Origin of the sequence: Pseudomonas sp. TH43, assembly GCF_016650635.1 — a bacterium.
In the GTDB taxonomy this organism is placed as follows: domain Bacteria; phylum Pseudomonadota; class Gammaproteobacteria; order Pseudomonadales; family Pseudomonadaceae; genus Aquipseudomonas.
Genome location: NZ_JAEKFI010000005.1, coordinates 53,137 through 67,677 on the forward strand (window position 1 = coordinate 53,137; position 14,541 = coordinate 67,677).

The window sequence follows — 14,541 nt, forward strand, 5'->3', positions numbered from 1 at the left end:
GACCTCTCGGAGAACAATAACAATGATCTTCACCCCGGAACACGAAGCCCTGCGCCGTACCGTCCGCCAGTTCGTCGAGCACGAGATCAACCCGCACGTCGATGAATGGGAAAAGGCCGGACGCTTTCCCATCCACGAGATTTTCCGCCAGGCCGGCGACCTCGGTTTGCTGGGCATTTCCAAACCGGAAAAATTCGGCGGCATGGGCCTCGATTACAGCTATTCGATTGTCGCCGCTGAAGAGTTCGGCACCATTCATTGCGGCGGCATTCCGATGTCGATCGGGGTGCAGACCGACATGTGCACCCCGGCCCTCGCCCGCTTCGGCTCCGATGAATTGCGTGAAGAGTTCTTGCGCCCGGCGATTACCGGCGAGCAGGTCGGCTGCATTGGCGTCTCCGAAGTCGGCGCTGGTTCGGATGTCGCCGGACTGAAAACCACTGCGCGCAAGGACGGCGACGACTACGTGATCGACGGCAGCAAAATGTGGATCACCAACTCGCCGAGCGCCGACTTCATCTGCCTGCTGGCCAACACCTCGGACGACAAACCGCACATCAACAAGTCGCTGATCATGGTGCCGATGAACACGCCGGGCATCAGTCTCAGTTCGCACCTGGACAAGCTCGGTATGCGCAGCTCGGAAACCGCCCAGGTGTTTTTCGACAATGTGCGCGTGCCGCAGCGCAACCGCATCGGCCATGAAGGCGCCGGGTTCATGATGCAGATGCTGCAGTTTCAGGAAGAACGCCTGTTCGGTGCGGCGAACATGCTCAAAGGCCTGGAATACTGCGTCGACAGCACCATCGAGTACTGCAAAGAGCGCAAGACCTTTGGCAATGCGCTGATCGACAATCAGGTCATCCACTTCCGTCTCGCCGAACTGCAGACCGAAATCGAGTGCCTGCGCGCGCTGGTCTATCAAGCCACCGAGCAGTACATCAAAGGTCAGGACGTCACGCGTCTGGCCTCGATGGCCAAGCTCAAGGCCGGGCGGCTGGGCCGCGAAGTCAGCGACAGCTGCCTGCAATATTGGGGCGGCATGGGTTTCATGTGGGACAACCCGGTGGCTCGCGCCTATCGCGATGTGCGGCTGGTGTCGATTGGCGGCGGCGCCGACGAAATCATGCTGGGGATCATCTGCAAACTGATGGGCATCTTGCCGGGGAAAAAGAAATGAGCCGACTGCCCGAATGCCAGACCCTGCTCCTGGAATTGCATGGCGGCGTGCTGCACATCACCCTCAACCGCCCCGAAAGCCGCAATGCGATGAGCCTGCAGATGGTCGCCGAGCTGCGCGCGACGCTGGCGGCCGTGGCTGATGATCGAGCTGTTCGCGCGCTGGTGCTCAGTGGTGCTGGCGGGCATTTTTGCGCGGGTGGCGACATCAAGGACATGGCCAACGCCCGCGGTCAGGGCGCAGATGCTTACCGCGACTTGAACCGGGCGTTCGGTGCTTTGCTGGAAGAAGCCCAGCACGCACCGCAAGTGTTGATCTGCCTGTTGCAAGGCGCAGTCATGGGCGGTGGTTTCGGCCTGGCCTGTGTCAGCGATATCGCCATCGCCGAGCACAAGGCGCAGTTTGGTTTGCCGGAAACCAGTCTGGGGCTGATCCCGGCGCAGATCGCGCCATTTGTCGTGCAACGTATTGGTCTGACTGAAACGCGCCGACTGGCCCTGACGGCTGCACGCTTCGATGGCCATCAAGCACGGCGTTTGGGCCTGGTGCATTTTGTCGAGGAGGATCCTCAGGCGCTGGCCGAGCGTCTGGATGAGGTGCTGCAGCATGTGCTGTGTTGTGCGCCGGAGGCGAATGCGCTGACCAAGCAATTGTTGCTCGCCAGTGCCGGGCAGCCGTCGAGTGAGTTGCTGGATGAGGCGGCGCAATGGTTCAGCGAAGCGGTGACCGGTGCTGAAGGCATCGAGGGAACACTGGCCTTTGTGCAAAAGCGAAAACCCGTGTGGGCCACCTAAAAGCTTCGCGAGCAGGATCGCTCCCACAAGGACATGCATTCCAAATGTGGGAGCGAGCCTGCTCGCGAAGAGGCCAACACATTCACCGCCACAATTTCAGGAACAAGACCATGCCCGCCATCCACAAAATCCTGATCGCCAACCGCGGTGAAATCGCCTGCCGCATTCAGCGCACCGCCCAGGCTTTGGGCTACCGCACCGTCGCCGTTTACAGCGACGCCGATGCCGATGCGCTGCACGTACAAATGGCCGATCAAGCCGTACACATCGGCCCGTCCCCGGTGCAGCAATCCTATCTGAACATCACGGCGATCCTCGACGCTGCCCGCCGCAGTGGCGCGGACGCGATCCATCCCGGCTACGGTTTTCTTTCCGAGAACGCCGAGTTCGCCCGTGCCTGTGAACAGGCTGGCCTGACCTTCATCGGCCCCAGCGTCGAAGCCATCGAATTGATGGGCAGTAAACGTCGCTCGAAAATCGCCATGCTCGAAGCCGGCGTTCCATGCATCGCCGGTTACCAGGGCGCCGAACAGGACGACGCCACCCTGCTACGCGAAGCCGAGCGCATCGGCTATCCGCTGATGATCAAGGCCAGTGCCGGCGGTGGCGGCCGTGGCATGCGTCTGCTGCACGATGCCGCTGATTTGCCGGCGCAGCTGCGCACCGCGCGCTCGGAAGCATTGAACGGTTTCGGCAGCGACGAACTGATCCTCGAACAGGCATTGATCGAACCGCGACACGTCGAAGTGCAGCTGTTCGGCGATCAGCACGGCAACCTGATCTACCTCGGCGAGCGCGACTGCTCCGTGCAGCGTCGCCATCAGAAAGTCATCGAAGAAGCGCCGTGCCCGGTGATGACGCCGCCGTTGCGCGAGGCCATGGGCGAAGCGGCGCTCAAGGCCGGGCGCGCCGTCAGTTATGTCGGCGCCGGGACTGTGGAGTTTCTGCTCGATGCACGCGGGCAGTTCTACTTTCTTGAAATGAACACTCGCCTGCAAGTCGAGCACCCGGTGACCGAACTGATCACCGGGCAAGACCTGGTCGCCTGGCAATTACTGGTCGCCGAAGGGCAAGCGTTGCCGCTGACGCAGGATCAAGTGCGGCTCAATGGCCATGCCATGGAAGTTCGCCTTTACGCTGAGGACCCGGCGCAGGATTTTCTGCCGCAAACCGGTCGCATCACGGCGTGGGAGCCTGCGCTGCAGCAAGGCGCACGCATTGATCACGGCCTGCGCGAAGGCCAGTCGATCAGCCCGTTCTACGACCCGATGCTGGGTAAATTGATCGCTTATGGCGCCACCCGCGAAGAGGCGCGGCGCAAACTGTTGCGCGCAGTACAGGACACGGTGTTATTGGGCGTGCAAAGCAATCAGCGCTTGTTGGCCAGCCTGCTGCAACACCCGCAGTTCGTCAGCGGCGAATTCAGTACCGCGTTTATCGCGCAGCACTTCAGCGATCACCCCTGCCTGCAGCGCTACGCCCCCGACGCCGAGGCACTGGCAATCGCCGCGGTATTGTTCTATCAAACCAGCGCCCTCAGCCACCGCGCGCCGCTCAGCGGTTGGCGCAACAACGCCAGCGTGCCGCTGCACTACCGCCTTGGGCACGAGGAGCAAAACTGGTCGCTGCAACTGGTGGCTGCAGGGCCAGGCGCGTTCAAGGTGCACGTGTCCGAGCGCAGCATCGATTTGCAACTCATCGACCAGAACGCGCATTCGCTGACCCTGGAAATCGACGGCCTGCGCCAGCGCCACGCCTATCGCCTCGACGCCGAACAACTCTGGCTGTTCACCCATCCCGGCAGCCTGCGCCTGGAGAATCGAACTCACGCGGTGATCGACAGTCAGACCAGCGTCAGTTCCGGCACGCTCAAGGCGCCCATGGACGGCGCCATCGTCGACGTACTGGTCAGCGAAGGCAGCCCGGTCAGCAAAGGGCAATTGCTGGTGGTGCTGGAGGCAATGAAAATGGAGCACCCGCTCAAGGCCGGCATCGATGGCGTGCTCAAACGGGTGCAGGTCAAGGTCGGCGATCAGGTAAAAAATCGTCAGGTTCTGTTGCAGGTCGAGTAGTCAGCCAGGCGCGAACGCAGGGTTTGACTACGCTCTGAAGAATCAGAACGCGGAAATCAGGAACCCTGCGATGCCCCACTGGCTGGTCATAGATCTGGAAGCCACCACCGATGAGGGTGGCTGGCCGGTCACCGAGATGGAAATTATCGAGATCGGCGCCACCCTGGTCGATCGTGCCGGGCGCGAGCAGGATCACTTCCAACGCTTCGTGAAACCGACGCGGCGGCCCTTGCTCACGCCCTTCTGTCGCGAACTCACGCACATCACCCAAGCCAACATCGACGCAGCGCAGCCGTTGAACGAAGTCTGGCCGGCATTTGAACGCTGGCTCGCTCAGCATCAGGCGCGCCTGGAAGGCTGGGCCAGTTGGGGCGATTACGACCGCAAGCAGTTGTTGCAGGAATGGCAGCGTCTGCACATCGACAGCGGGTTGAGCCGCGTGCCGCACATGAACCTCAAGCAACGTTTCGCCAAGGCCCGGCGCCTGGAGCGGCCGCTGGGGCTTAACGGTGCACTGCAACTGGCCGGCATGCAGTTCAGCGGCCAACAGCATCGGGCCCTGGAAGATGCACGCAATACCGCACGGCTACTGCCCTTGGTATTGCCACTCTAGGGTCAGTTCGAGAACCCGGCGGACAGAGGCTGGGCAGGTGACGGCGCTAAAAGCCTTGTGCATACTGGCCGCCTCACTTTTTAACCCTTTTCGAGGAATCGCCCATGTTTAAAGTCAACGAGTACTTCGACGGCACCGTCAAGTCGATCGCCTTTGGCACTGCTGAAGGTCCTGCGACCATTGGCGTCATGGCCCCGGGCGAATACGAATTCGGCACCAGCCAGCGTGAAATCATGCACGTGGTGTCGGGCGCACTGACGGTCAAACTGCCGGACAGCAGCGACTGGGAAACCTTCGCCGCCGGCAGCCAGTTCAACGTCCCGGCCAACAGCAAGTTCCAACTGAAAGTCGCGGTCGATACCGCTTACCTGTGCGAGTACCGCGGCTAATCGGTGATGTTGTTCAGTCAACATCGAGGGTGAGCGAAGCAGGCCCCTGCTCTTCAGTAAAAAAGCAGCGGCGTGCTGCGGGAGCAAGCTCCCTCGCCACAGTTAAAAGCGTTATCCACGCACAATAAAAATGCCCGTGTCCAAGGACACGGGCATTTTTTGTTTCAGCGGCGGATTACTCGAGGATTTCTACCGGCATGCCGACTTCGAGTCGGCCATTGCCGTCATTGACCAGGTTCTGGCCGAACATCGCGCCATCGGCCTCGGCACGGTATTTCTGCAAGGTCGCCAGTGGTTCGCGATCGGTGCTGCGCTCGCCCGTTTGCGGATCAATGGTGGTAAGGATGCAGCGCGAGCACGGTTTGACCACGCGGAACTCGACATCGCCAATGCGAATGCGCTTCCAGCTGTCCTCGGCATACGCTTCGCTGCCTTCGATCACCAGGTTCGGTCGGAAACGCAGCATTTCAAGGGGCCGCCCGACCTTTTGCGCAAGGTCCTGCAGCGACGCTTCGCCGATCAACAACAACGGAAAACCATCGGCAAACGCAACCTGATCATCATCGTTGCCATAACCGGCTTGCGTAGTGCGGGCACGATCCAGCGGCACTTGTACCAGTCGCGTCGGCTTGCCGATGAAGTCGCTGACCCAGCGGGCCGCCTCGTCGCCGGCATCCGGCACGCGCAGGGTGTCTCGCCAGATGGTCACGCCGCGCAGTTCAGCGTCGTTGCCCGGCAAGGCTATCTCGATGGAGGACTGTTGCGGCGCGCTCAGGGTCAAGCCGCCCTGCGTATTCCACAGGGCCGACAACTGGCTCATCTTCGCCTCGGCACGCTGCGTCAGGAAGCGCCCGCTGGCTTCATCCACGAGCATCCAGCGTCGGTCGCCATCAAGCCCCAGCTTGTCGAGGTCGACGTTTTGCAGCACATCGACTTTGCCGGATTTCAACGGGTAACGATAAAGCGCGCTCAGACGCAGCATGGCCAGCTCCCTGGAGGGTAAAAAACGCCACCCTATACGAGCTTCATCCGCGAATCAAAACTTGAGTTCGCACACTGGATTCCAGCTGCTACTCGACCTTGTGGCGAGGGGATTTATCCCCGTTCGGCTGCGCAGCAGTCGCAAATTCAGCAAATGCGGTTTAAATGGTGTACGAGTCAACTGCATTTGGGGCCGCTTCGCTGCCCAACGGGGATAAATCCCCTCGCCACAGGGCTCACTCCTACAAAGGGGGTGTGATCAGGCCGGAACTTCGTCGAGCATCAGACGCTGGCGCACCACGTCGACGAGTTTGTCTGGCTGGAATTTGGAGAGGAAGTTGTCGCACCCGACCTTCTTCACCATCGAGTCGTTGAAACTGCCCGACAGCGAGGTGTGCAACACCACGTACAAACCGCGCAGGCGCGGGTCGTTACGGATCTCGGTGGTCAGACGGTAGCCGTCCATTTCCGGCATCTCAGCGTCGGTGAAGATCATCAGCAGCTTGTCGGTCATGTTCACGCCGGTGTCGGCCCAGGCCTTGAGCATGTTCAGCGCCTTCAAGCCATCGCTGGCGATGTGCATTTTCACACCGAGTTGGCCGAGGGTGTCGCGCAGTTGCGAGAGTGCCACGTTGGAGTCGTCCACCAGCAGCACTTCACGACCACGGGCACGTTCCAGCACCGGGTCTTCGAGTTTTTCCCGCGAGACTTTGGCGTTGTACGGGACGATTTCGGCGAGAACTTTCTCGACGTCGATGATTTCCACCAGTTGGTCGTCGACCTTGCTGATCGCGGTCAGGTAATGCTGACGGCCAGCGCTGGTCGGCGGCGGCAGAATGGCTTCCCAGTTCATGTTGACGATGCGATCCACACCACCGACGAGGAATGCCTGCACCGAACGGTTGTACTCGGTGACGATGATCGTGCTGTTCGGACCCGGCACCAGCGGGCGCATGCCGATCGCCTGCGACAGGTCGATCACCGGCAACGTCTGTCCACGCAGATTGACCACGCCGCAAACAAACGGGTGACGCTGAGGCATCAGCGTCAACTTCGGCAACTGCAATACTTCCTGAACCTTGAACACGTTGATCGCGAACAACTGCCGTCCGGCCAGACGGAACATGAGAATTTCCAGGCGATTCTCACCCACCAGTTGCGTGCGTTGGTCTACCGTGTCGAGAATGCCGGCCATCAATGACTCCTGGGCTTGTTCTGATGAATTCACTTATGGGAGGTTATCGGCTGCGGATGGCGGTTCTTGATGGCCACACACAGTCCGTTAAAAATGCCATGTTCAGGCATTGATGTCACATTAACATCATGGTTTACTGGCCCGGTGAAATTCATCTGCTACATTCTCTGCAGCGCGACCTCGGTTTGCGCCACAGGTTCCCGCGCCTAAGGGATTCCCCTATGGGCAATCAGGCCTAACCTGATGTTCGCAATATCCAATAGCCATTAATGTGACGCCATTCTCATTGCATGAACGGAGTCAGGCTATTGTGTGCGATCGCAGGTCAGTGGAAACACATCCTCTTGAAACCCCGAACCTGTGCACCTGCACACCGGGGCGCGATCTCGCGACGGTTCATGAACGTCGACACACACGGCATTCCCTCATCAGACATGACGTTGTGGAGATAAGCATGCCAACCGACCTCAAGGACTGGGCGCAACGGTTCCCCGAATTCCTCGTCGAGGCTGAAACACTCCTGGCCAAATCCGAGGAATGCCTCAGTCACCTGCGATTGATCAGCAACGACAAAGACGCCATCGAATGCATGCTCAGCACTCTCCTCAAGCTGGCAAGCAAAGCCGATGCCCTCGCGCTGGAAGCGATTTCCGGATTTTCCCTGCACCTGCACGGCCTGCTCAATCAGGCGCAGGACCACGTCGACCTGCATGCACAGGCACTCGAAGCCCTGCAAGACTGCTTCACCCTGATGGCCTGGCAACTGGAACTGATCGATCAGACCACCGGCCAGTTGAGCCTCGACGACAGCGAACAAACCTCGCTCATCGAAGCCTTCGCCTCTCAGGTCGGTCAAAGTCAGTTCCAGCGGCCACACGCCAAAACGCTGTCTCTGGTGACGTTTACGGAGCGACAAGCCTGACCCCGGCTAGAGAGCTGCACGTTGCCGGCGCCTGACAACGCCGATACCGAATGTCGCAATTGAATAGTTCATACCCGCCAGCGACATAATCGAATAAATAATCACACCTGAACCCAGCAGACTTCTTCCTCCCGGTGTCAGGGTTTGCCTGTGTATATAGAAGCCAACTTCAGGCATCGTCGATTGCTATCGAATTGAATAAATCAACTTTTTCATAATGGAACTCACGTCCATCCTCACGTGTTTCCTGACCGACTGGACATATATAGCAAACGCGACCAACGGTATCTTAAGTGGTATTATGCCGCGCATTAGTTGCTTTCAATTAATGGCACAGTGATTTCAGCGATAAGCTCCCGGCGAAGTTGGCGAGCACATATCGATCACGCGACGTTGTTGAACTCTATAACATAAATGACAGTGTTTTCAGACAGAGACCCGCCAGCCATCTGACCGGTCTGCCCGCAGCGAACATCCATTGGCTCCATCCGTTATGTACGCCAGCCTCAAGTCAATCGCCACATGGCCACCTTCCCGGGAAAATGCCCGCCGGTTCACACTTATATTGTGTGTCGCCGCGGCGCTCGGCAGCCTGCTGACCTATGGCTTTTCCCTGCCGCTGCCCTTGGGGGTGCTGGTTCTCACCATCGCCGCCACCGCGTGTGTCTGGGTGCAATATCGGCTGTCGCGCAAATCAATCAAGTTTCAGCCCCAAGAGTTGGCGGACCGTTTGCTGGAAGTCCAGGAGAACGAGCGCCATCGTCTCAGCCGTGAACTGCACGACGACATCGGTCAACTGCTGACTGCCGCCAAACTGCAAGGCGAATGGCTCAAACGACGACTGCCGGACGACTTGCAGGAACACTGTACAACGCTGTGCGAGACCCTCGAGGAAACCCTCAATAAAGTGCGCGACGTGTCCGCCATTCTTAACCCACGGCAACTCACCAGCCTGGGTCTTGAAGCCAGTTTGCGCGCGCATTTGCTCAAGACACTGACCAACACGTCGGTGAACTGGAGCCTTGATTGTCAGCAGCGGTTGAACGGCATTCCCGAAGAAATGGCCGTCGCGGCCTTTCGCATTACTCAGGAAGCCGTGACCAACATCCTGCGCCACGCGCAGGCGAAGAATCTGCTGATTCGCGTCCAGCGTTTGCCCAAGGGCCTGACGCTGCTGATCAGCGATGACGGGCAGGGATTTGCCCCGGCAGCCAATCCGGGGCGTGAAGGACAACGCGGCATGGCCGGGATGGCCGAACGGATCGAGCAGTTGGGTGGCACCCTGAGCGTGACCAGCGAGCCGGGCAAAGGCACTCAAATCGAAGCACTTTTCCCCTGGGCGCCGCGCGCACTCGAGCGGGCCAGTACGAATAAGGTTATGCGTTGACTTGTAACTTACTTCTGGTGGATGACCACTCGCTGATCAGGGCCGGCGTGCGCGCTCTGGTACTGGATATTCCCGGTTACGCGGTAATTGGCGAGGCCAATGACGGCTCGCAGTTGCTCGAAATGGTCGAGCAACTGAACCCCGATATCGTTTTGCTGGATATTTCCATGAAAGAAACCGGCGGCCTGGAAGCCCTGCAACGGCTCAAGCGTGTGCGACCACAAAGCAAAGTGCTGATCCTGTCGATGCACACCGACCCGGCGCTGATCATGCAAGCGCTGGAGTCCGGCGCGCATGGCTACCTGCTCAAGGACACCACCGCCACCGAACTCGAACACGCGCTCGAAGCGTTGCGTAACAACGAACGCTACCTGAGCCCGGCCATCGCTCACACGGTGATCAACCAGGCCCTGACGCGCAACCAGAAGAGCCAGCCGGAAACCTCCGACTCGCACAACCTGACCGCGCGCCAACTGGAAATCCTGCGGCTGATCGTACGGGGCAAATCGACCCGGGAGATCGCCAACGGCCTGGGCCTGAGCATCAAGACCGTCGAAACCCACCGCTCGCAGATCATGAAGCGCCTGCAGATCTACGACGTGGCGGGCCTGGTGCTGTTCGCCGTGCGCGAACAGATCATCAGTCTGGACGACTGACGGCGCGAACGCCGCCCAACAGCGGCGAGTCAGCCGGCAGGTGCACCTGCAGCGCTGCCGGCCGCGCCTCGAAGCGCATGCTGCTGCCCTCCAGCGGTTCGCCGTCGAGATTGATATAGAGCCCTTCGGCCACTTTGATTTCGACCCATGGCAAACGCGTGCGTACAAACATGTTTTCGATGCCGAAACCGTCACTGAGCAAGTTCTTCAAAGTGCCGACCAACTCCTGCGGCGCCGGCAGAATACTGATGTCCAGCAAACCGTCATCGGCCAGCGCTTGCGGGCACAACACGTGCCCGCCTCCCGCCTGACGGCCGTTACCGATGCCCAATGCGAGCAGCTCGCCACTCCAATGGAAGTCCGGCCCTTGCAGCTCGCCGTAGGCAGCATGCAATTCGCTGAAGCGCGATAAGCCGGTAAACAGATAGGCCGCGCCACCCAAAACCTTCTTGAGATCTTCCGAGGTATTGGCGGTGACCTGACTGCCAAAGCCGCCGGTGGCCATATTGAGGAAAACCTGCCCGCCCACCTCGCCCAGATCGATGTCACGCGGCGGTACGTCCAACAATTCGAGCGCCTCGGCCGGTTCCAGCGGCACACCCGCCGCACGGGAGAAATCATTGGCCGTGCCCAGCGGCAACAGCACCAGACTGGCCTCGCCCGGATGCGCCGCCAATGCCTGAGCGACGTCGCGCAACGTACCATCGCCGCCCCCGGCAATGATCTGCGAGTAACCGGCAGCCAGCGCCTCCTCGACCATCCGCTCGGCGTCACCGGCTTCCCAGGTCACGCGCACTGCCAATTGCCATCCTTGCTCGCGTTTACTCTCGACGGCGCTGCGAACCGCCTCGTTGAGTGCCTGCTTGCCATGCAGAATCAATAGCGCCCTGCGTTCACTCATTACGGTCACTCCCTGAATGGAATCGGTACGGGACATCTTGACCACTGCGCCGCGCAAAAAAGCCGCAACAATGACAATTAATTCAAGCACTCCAGCCAGCACGTCCTACACGGCGGTATATTTTCTTACAAAACCTGAGGAAACGGCTGAATTGACCCGGCGCCATCATTGGCACATCGTGCCCTGGCGGTAGCAATCTTCAATTTGAAACACACAAGGATGTGCAGTAATGAGTCGATATACGCTTAACGCTTTCGATATTTCAAATGACGGCATTAACGAGCAGCCTTCAGGCGGACACGTCAATGCATAGTCAAGAAGTCAGGATGCCTGGGAGCCCGGTTGTTCCACTCGCGGAGAGTCGTGCCAGTCACACCAGCAGCACCAAATCCGGAGAAGTGAATATGGAACCTCGTGTCACAGAGCTGGAAACCCACCTCAAATACATTCGCCGGGACATGGATGAAGTTCGCGGCGATGTCAGAACCATCAAACATCGATTGGCATATTCGGCGGGCGCCACAGCCGTGATCCTGTGCTTGCTTGGATGGGTGGCGAACAGCCGCTTCGAACAACTCGTTTCGATCATGACTCGCTGAATGTTCGATTGAATGCAGGCTTCGGAGGCTCCTCCGAGCCTGCACATGCAGCGGTCGAACTAGCTGAGGAGCTCACTCAGCGGAATGAACAGCACTTCGTCGCCCTCGACAAGCGTTCGCCCTTCCAGCACCTCCACCAGCCCATCGGCCCACGCCGCGCTGCGCAGGACACCCGAGCTTTGATTACGATAGATAACGGCACGCCCCTGATCCAGGCGCCCACGCAAATACTCGCGGCGGTTACCTGCCACAGGCCAGACGAACCCTGCAGGCACCACAAACTTCAGCGGCTCAACGTCCTGAACGCCCTGACGGCGCAACAGATAGGGACGCGTCAGCAAGGCGAAGGTCACCAGAGTCGACGCAGGATTGCCGGGCAGCCCGATGACCGGGACACCCCGAAAATGACCAAACGTCAGCGGCTTCCCGGGCTTGATGGCGAGTTTCCACAGCGCCAGTTCGCCCTCCTCTCTCAACGCAATGCCAAGAAAGTCAGCCTCACCCACCGACACACCACCGGTCGAAAGAATCAGATCAACGTCCTGCAATGCACCGAGGCGCTCGCGGGTGGTGGCCAGATCATCCGGAAGAATTCCGGCATCAATCACCTCGCAACCCATGCGCTTCAACCAACTGCACAGCACCACACGATTGCTGTTGTAGATTTGCCCCGGACCCAACGCCTGACCCGGTTCGACCAGCTCATCGCCGGTCGACAGCACCGCCACGCGAACCTTGCGCACCACCTGCAAGCCAGCGCAACCCAAGGATGCCGACAAACCTTGTTCAATGGGCCCAAGCCGGGTGCCAGCCGCCAGGATCAATTCGCCGACTGTGGTCTCCTGACCTTGCGCACGAATGTTTTGCCCGGCAATCATGCTTTCAACGAAACGCACGCGGCCATCGGCAAGCACTTCAGCGTTTTCCTGCATTTCAACGCAATCAGCCCCGGCCGGTACCGGCGCACCGGTAAAAATCCGCGCGCAGGTTCCAGGCTGCAAGGGTTCAGGCGCTTGCCCGGCAAAGATTTTCTGACTGACCGGCAACGGCTCGCCGGTCCAATCGGCCAGATTCAGGGCATAGCCATCCATCGCACTGTTCGGCCAGGGCGGCAGATCCAGTGTCGATATCAGGTCCTCGGCGAGCACCCGCCCCTGAACGTCTGCCAATGGCAAAAACTCGCGCTCGACTATCGGCGAGGCCTCGGCCATTTCCAGCAGTCGCGCCAGCGCCACTTCGACCGGCATCAAGGTGCCGGTCTTGCCCGGCTTACCCACGGGATTCACAAGGTTCAGCCTGTTTCAGATGGGGGACAAAATTGCACGGGCGGTGCCGAGAATCCAACTGCTCGGCAAGAATACCGTCCCAGCCTGTACGCACGGCGTTGGTCGAACCCGGCAGGCAGCACACCAGCGTGCCGTTGGCCAGACCTGCCAGCGCCCGGGATTGCACGGTCGAGGTGCCGATATCGGCCACCGAAATCTGCCGGAACAACTCACCGAAACCATCAACCTGTTTGTCGAGCAGGCAAGCCACCGCTTCGGGGGTGCTGTCACGACCGGTAAAGCCGGTGCCGCCGGTAATCAGCACAACCTGCACGACATCGTCGGCAATCCAGTTGGCGACTTGCGCGCGGATTTTGTAGAGGTCATCTTTGAGCAGAACCCGCTCGGCCAGCAGGTGGCCTGCCGCCGTCAAACGGTCGACGAAGACCTGGCCCGAGGTGTCGGTTTCCAGGGTTCGGGTATCACTCACAGTCAGCACCGCAATGTTCAGCGGGGCGAAAGGTACATCAGCCTTGGCTTTCATAGGCTCGTCCAGTTGTAGGAGAAACAGCCCGGTGTTATATCACAGCGCCCCCTTTTTTCGCCGCCCCTCTGGAGAGCCGAGATGACCCTGAATACACAATTGCCTGCCTGCTCCATTCTGCTATTGGCAGGCGGACGCGGCCAACGCATGGGTGGTCAGGACAAAGGTCTGGTTGAATGGCTGGGGGAACCGCTGATTACGCATTTGCACCGCAAGGTGCGCCCGCTGACGGATGATCTGATCATTTCCTGCAACCGCAATCGCGAGCGTTATGCGCCGCTTGCCGACCAATTGGTCGTGGATGACGAAAACGACTTTCCGGGCCCGCTGGCCGGTATTCGCGCAGGCCTGAAGGCGGCGCGTCATTCGCATCTACTGGTATTGCCCTGCGATGTCCCGCGCATTGATGGCGCACTGCTGCAAAGCATGCGTGAAACCGCCCACCAGAATTCTGAAAAACCTTTAATGTTGCGCCATGACGAGCACTGGGAACCCCTGCTCTGTGTCATTCCAGTGGCTTTGTTGCCAGCCTTCGAAAGCGCCTGGGATGCGGGTGAGCGCAGCCCCGGCCGAGTGATGCGCAGCCTCGGCGCAACCGCCCTGCAATGCCCGGACAACGACCCGCGACTGGCCAACCTCAATACCCCGGAACTGTTAAATTCGCATAACACTGTGTCAGACTGACAGCATTCAAGGAACTCTCACGCCTTGTGTACGTCTCAGCCTCAGTAACCAAAAGAATTTCCACTCGGAGACACACTCATGACTCAACGGACCCTCGCCACTCTCATGCTCGCACTGGGCTTGGCCACCCTCGCCGGTTGCTCCTCGCCAACAGTGATCACGCTGAATGACGGTCGCGAAATCCAGGCCGTCGACACCCCGAAATACGATGATGATTCGGGCTTCTACGAGTTCAAGCAGCTTGACGGCAAAGAGACTCGCATCAACAAGGATCAGGTTCGCACCGTTAAAGAACTGTAAAGTTCAAAGCGATACCTGAAACGGTCAGATTGCCTGGCCAAAAAAATGCCCCGACCTGT

General features: G+C 59.5%; 16 protein-coding genes. 11 read left to right on the forward strand and 5 right to left on the reverse strand.

The window, feature by feature from the left end; all coding sequences use genetic code 11:
* The first annotated feature begins 22 nt into the window (after positions 1–22).
* The 5 genes from atuD to JFT81_RS27785 all read left to right on the forward strand — a co-directional run bounded on the left by atuD (position 23) and on the right by JFT81_RS27785 (position 5,048).
* The gene (atuD, locus tag JFT81_RS27765; RefSeq protein ID WP_201230777.1) at positions 23–1,180 is read left to right on the forward strand and encodes a citronellyl-CoA dehydrogenase; all 1,158 of its coding nucleotides are present in this window, start codon (positions 23–25) and stop codon (positions 1,178–1,180) included.
* Positions 1,177–1,974 carry an enoyl-CoA hydratase-related protein gene (locus tag JFT81_RS27770; RefSeq protein ID WP_201230778.1) on the forward strand — a complete coding sequence of 266 codons (798 nt, stop codon included), beginning with the start codon at positions 1,177–1,179 and terminating at the stop codon, positions 1,972–1,974. Before atuD ends, JFT81_RS27770 begins: the two co-directional genes overlap by 4 nt.
* Positions 1,975–2,084: 110 nt before the next feature.
* The gene (locus JFT81_RS27775) at positions 2,085–4,046 is read left to right on the forward strand and encodes an acetyl/propionyl/methylcrotonyl-CoA carboxylase subunit alpha (RefSeq protein ID WP_201230779.1); all 1,962 of its coding nucleotides are present in this window, start codon (positions 2,085–2,087) and stop codon (positions 4,044–4,046) included.
* A 70-nt stretch (positions 4,047–4,116) separates the two neighbouring features.
* Positions 4,117–4,659, forward strand: a complete 543-nt coding sequence (locus tag JFT81_RS27780) for an exonuclease domain-containing protein (protein WP_201230780.1) — start codon at positions 4,117–4,119, stop codon at positions 4,657–4,659.
* 104 nt (positions 4,660–4,763) lie between these two features.
* Positions 4,764–5,048, forward strand: coding sequence for a pyrimidine/purine nucleoside phosphorylase (locus JFT81_RS27785; RefSeq protein ID WP_007940055.1), 285 nt, complete (start codon positions 4,764–4,766; stop codon positions 5,046–5,048).
* 175 nt (positions 5,049–5,223) lie between these two features.
* Here JFT81_RS27785 and JFT81_RS27790 read toward each other — a convergent pair whose 3' ends face one another.
* Both JFT81_RS27790 and JFT81_RS27795 read right to left on the reverse strand, forming a co-directional pair.
* Complete coding sequence (locus JFT81_RS27790) at positions 5,224–6,030, reverse strand: MOSC domain-containing protein (RefSeq protein ID WP_201230781.1); 807 nt, start codon at positions 6,028–6,030, stop codon at positions 5,224–5,226.
* Positions 6,031–6,288: 258 nt separating this feature from the next.
* Positions 6,289–7,224, reverse strand: a complete 936-nt coding sequence (locus JFT81_RS27795; RefSeq protein ID WP_007908676.1) for a chemotaxis protein CheV — start codon at positions 7,222–7,224, stop codon at positions 6,289–6,291.
* 454 nt (positions 7,225–7,678) lie between these two features.
* Between JFT81_RS27795 and JFT81_RS27800 the strand changes: the two genes are divergently transcribed.
* The 3 genes from JFT81_RS27800 (at position 7,679) to JFT81_RS27810 (ending at position 10,189) form a co-directional block, all read left to right on the forward strand.
* On the forward strand, positions 7,679–8,146 hold the full coding sequence (locus tag JFT81_RS27800; protein WP_201230782.1) for a hypothetical protein: 468 nt from the start codon (positions 7,679–7,681) through the stop codon (positions 8,144–8,146).
* A 493-nt stretch (positions 8,147–8,639) separates the two neighbouring features.
* Positions 8,640–9,533 (forward strand): sensor histidine kinase, encoded by an 894-nt coding sequence (locus JFT81_RS27805; RefSeq protein WP_201231099.1) that lies wholly within the window; start codon positions 8,640–8,642, stop codon positions 9,531–9,533.
* On the forward strand, positions 9,530–10,189 hold the full coding sequence (locus JFT81_RS27810; RefSeq protein ID WP_201230784.1) for a response regulator transcription factor: 660 nt from the start codon (positions 9,530–9,532) through the stop codon (positions 10,187–10,189). The genes JFT81_RS27805 and JFT81_RS27810 overlap by 4 nt, the downstream gene beginning before the upstream one ends.
* Here the strand turns inward: JFT81_RS27810 and yegS are convergent.
* Positions 10,173–11,090 (reverse strand): lipid kinase YegS, encoded by a 918-nt coding sequence (gene yegS, locus JFT81_RS27815; protein WP_201230786.1) that lies wholly within the window; start codon positions 11,088–11,090, stop codon positions 10,173–10,175. The genes JFT81_RS27810 and yegS overlap by 17 nt on opposite strands.
* 305 nt (positions 11,091–11,395) lie before the next feature.
* On the opposite strand from yegS, the gene JFT81_RS27820 reads away from it, so the two are divergent.
* A complete protein-coding gene (locus JFT81_RS27820) occupies positions 11,396–11,689 on the forward strand; it encodes a hypothetical protein (RefSeq protein ID WP_201230788.1) in 294 nt (97 codons plus the stop codon).
* A gap of 59 nt (positions 11,690–11,748) precedes the next feature.
* On the opposite strand, the gene glp is transcribed toward JFT81_RS27820, so the two are convergent.
* On the reverse strand, positions 11,749–12,975 hold the full coding sequence (glp, locus tag JFT81_RS27825; protein ID WP_201230790.1) for a gephyrin-like molybdotransferase Glp: 1,227 nt from the start codon (positions 12,973–12,975) through the stop codon (positions 11,749–11,751).
* Positions 12,959–13,498 (reverse strand): molybdenum cofactor biosynthesis protein B, encoded by a 540-nt coding sequence (moaB, locus tag JFT81_RS27830; RefSeq protein WP_201148444.1) that lies wholly within the window; start codon positions 13,496–13,498, stop codon positions 12,959–12,961. Before moaB ends, glp begins: the two co-directional genes overlap by 17 nt.
* An 81-nt stretch (positions 13,499–13,579) precedes the next feature.
* On the opposite strand from moaB, the gene mobA reads away from it, so the two are divergent.
* Both mobA and JFT81_RS27840 read left to right on the forward strand, forming a co-directional pair.
* Positions 13,580–14,182, forward strand: a complete 603-nt coding sequence (gene mobA, locus JFT81_RS27835) for a molybdenum cofactor guanylyltransferase MobA (RefSeq protein ID WP_201230792.1) — start codon at positions 13,580–13,582, stop codon at positions 14,180–14,182.
* 78 nt (positions 14,183–14,260) lie between these two features.
* Complete coding sequence (locus JFT81_RS27840; RefSeq protein WP_008088233.1) at positions 14,261–14,482, forward strand: YgdI/YgdR family lipoprotein; 222 nt, start codon at positions 14,261–14,263, stop codon at positions 14,480–14,482.
* The last annotated feature ends 59 nt before the right edge of the window (positions 14,483–14,541 follow it).

What these genes read in the sequence shown, in the direction of transcription:
- JFT81_RS27840 (WP_008088233.1), top strand. Translation starts at nt 14,261, where the DNA reads ATGACTCAACGGACCCTCGCCACTCTCATGCTCGCACTGGGCTTGGCC.
- JFT81_RS27800 (WP_201230782.1), top strand. Translation starts at nt 7,679, where the DNA reads ATGCCAACCGACCTCAAGGACTGGGCGCAACGGTTCCCCGAATTCCTC.
- moaB (WP_201148444.1), bottom strand. Translation starts at nt 13,498, where the DNA reads ATGAAAGCCAAGGCTGATGTACCTTTCGCCCCGCTGAACATTGCGGTG.
- JFT81_RS27785 (WP_007940055.1), top strand. Translation starts at nt 4,764, where the DNA reads ATGTTTAAAGTCAACGAGTACTTCGACGGCACCGTCAAGTCGATCGCC.
- JFT81_RS27775 (WP_201230779.1), top strand. Translation starts at nt 2,085, where the DNA reads ATGCCCGCCATCCACAAAATCCTGATCGCCAACCGCGGTGAAATCGCC.
- JFT81_RS27790 (WP_201230781.1), bottom strand. Translation starts at nt 6,030, where the DNA reads ATGCTGCGTCTGAGCGCGCTTTATCGTTACCCGTTGAAATCCGGCAAA.
- JFT81_RS27805 (WP_201231099.1), top strand. Translation starts at nt 8,640, where the DNA reads ATGTACGCCAGCCTCAAGTCAATCGCCACATGGCCACCTTCCCGGGAA.
- atuD (WP_201230777.1), top strand. Translation starts at nt 23, where the DNA reads ATGATCTTCACCCCGGAACACGAAGCCCTGCGCCGTACCGTCCGCCAG.
- JFT81_RS27780 (WP_201230780.1), top strand. Translation starts at nt 4,117, where the DNA reads ATGCCCCACTGGCTGGTCATAGATCTGGAAGCCACCACCGATGAGGGT.
- yegS (WP_201230786.1), bottom strand. Translation starts at nt 11,090, where the DNA reads ATGAGTGAACGCAGGGCGCTATTGATTCTGCATGGCAAGCAGGCACTC.
- JFT81_RS27770 (WP_201230778.1), top strand. Translation starts at nt 1,177, where the DNA reads ATGAGCCGACTGCCCGAATGCCAGACCCTGCTCCTGGAATTGCATGGC.
- JFT81_RS27795 (WP_007908676.1), bottom strand. Translation starts at nt 7,224, where the DNA reads ATGGCCGGCATTCTCGACACGGTAGACCAACGCACGCAACTGGTGGGT.
- JFT81_RS27820 (WP_201230788.1), top strand. Translation starts at nt 11,396, where the DNA reads ATGCATAGTCAAGAAGTCAGGATGCCTGGGAGCCCGGTTGTTCCACTC.
- mobA (WP_201230792.1), top strand. Translation starts at nt 13,580, where the DNA reads ATGACCCTGAATACACAATTGCCTGCCTGCTCCATTCTGCTATTGGCA.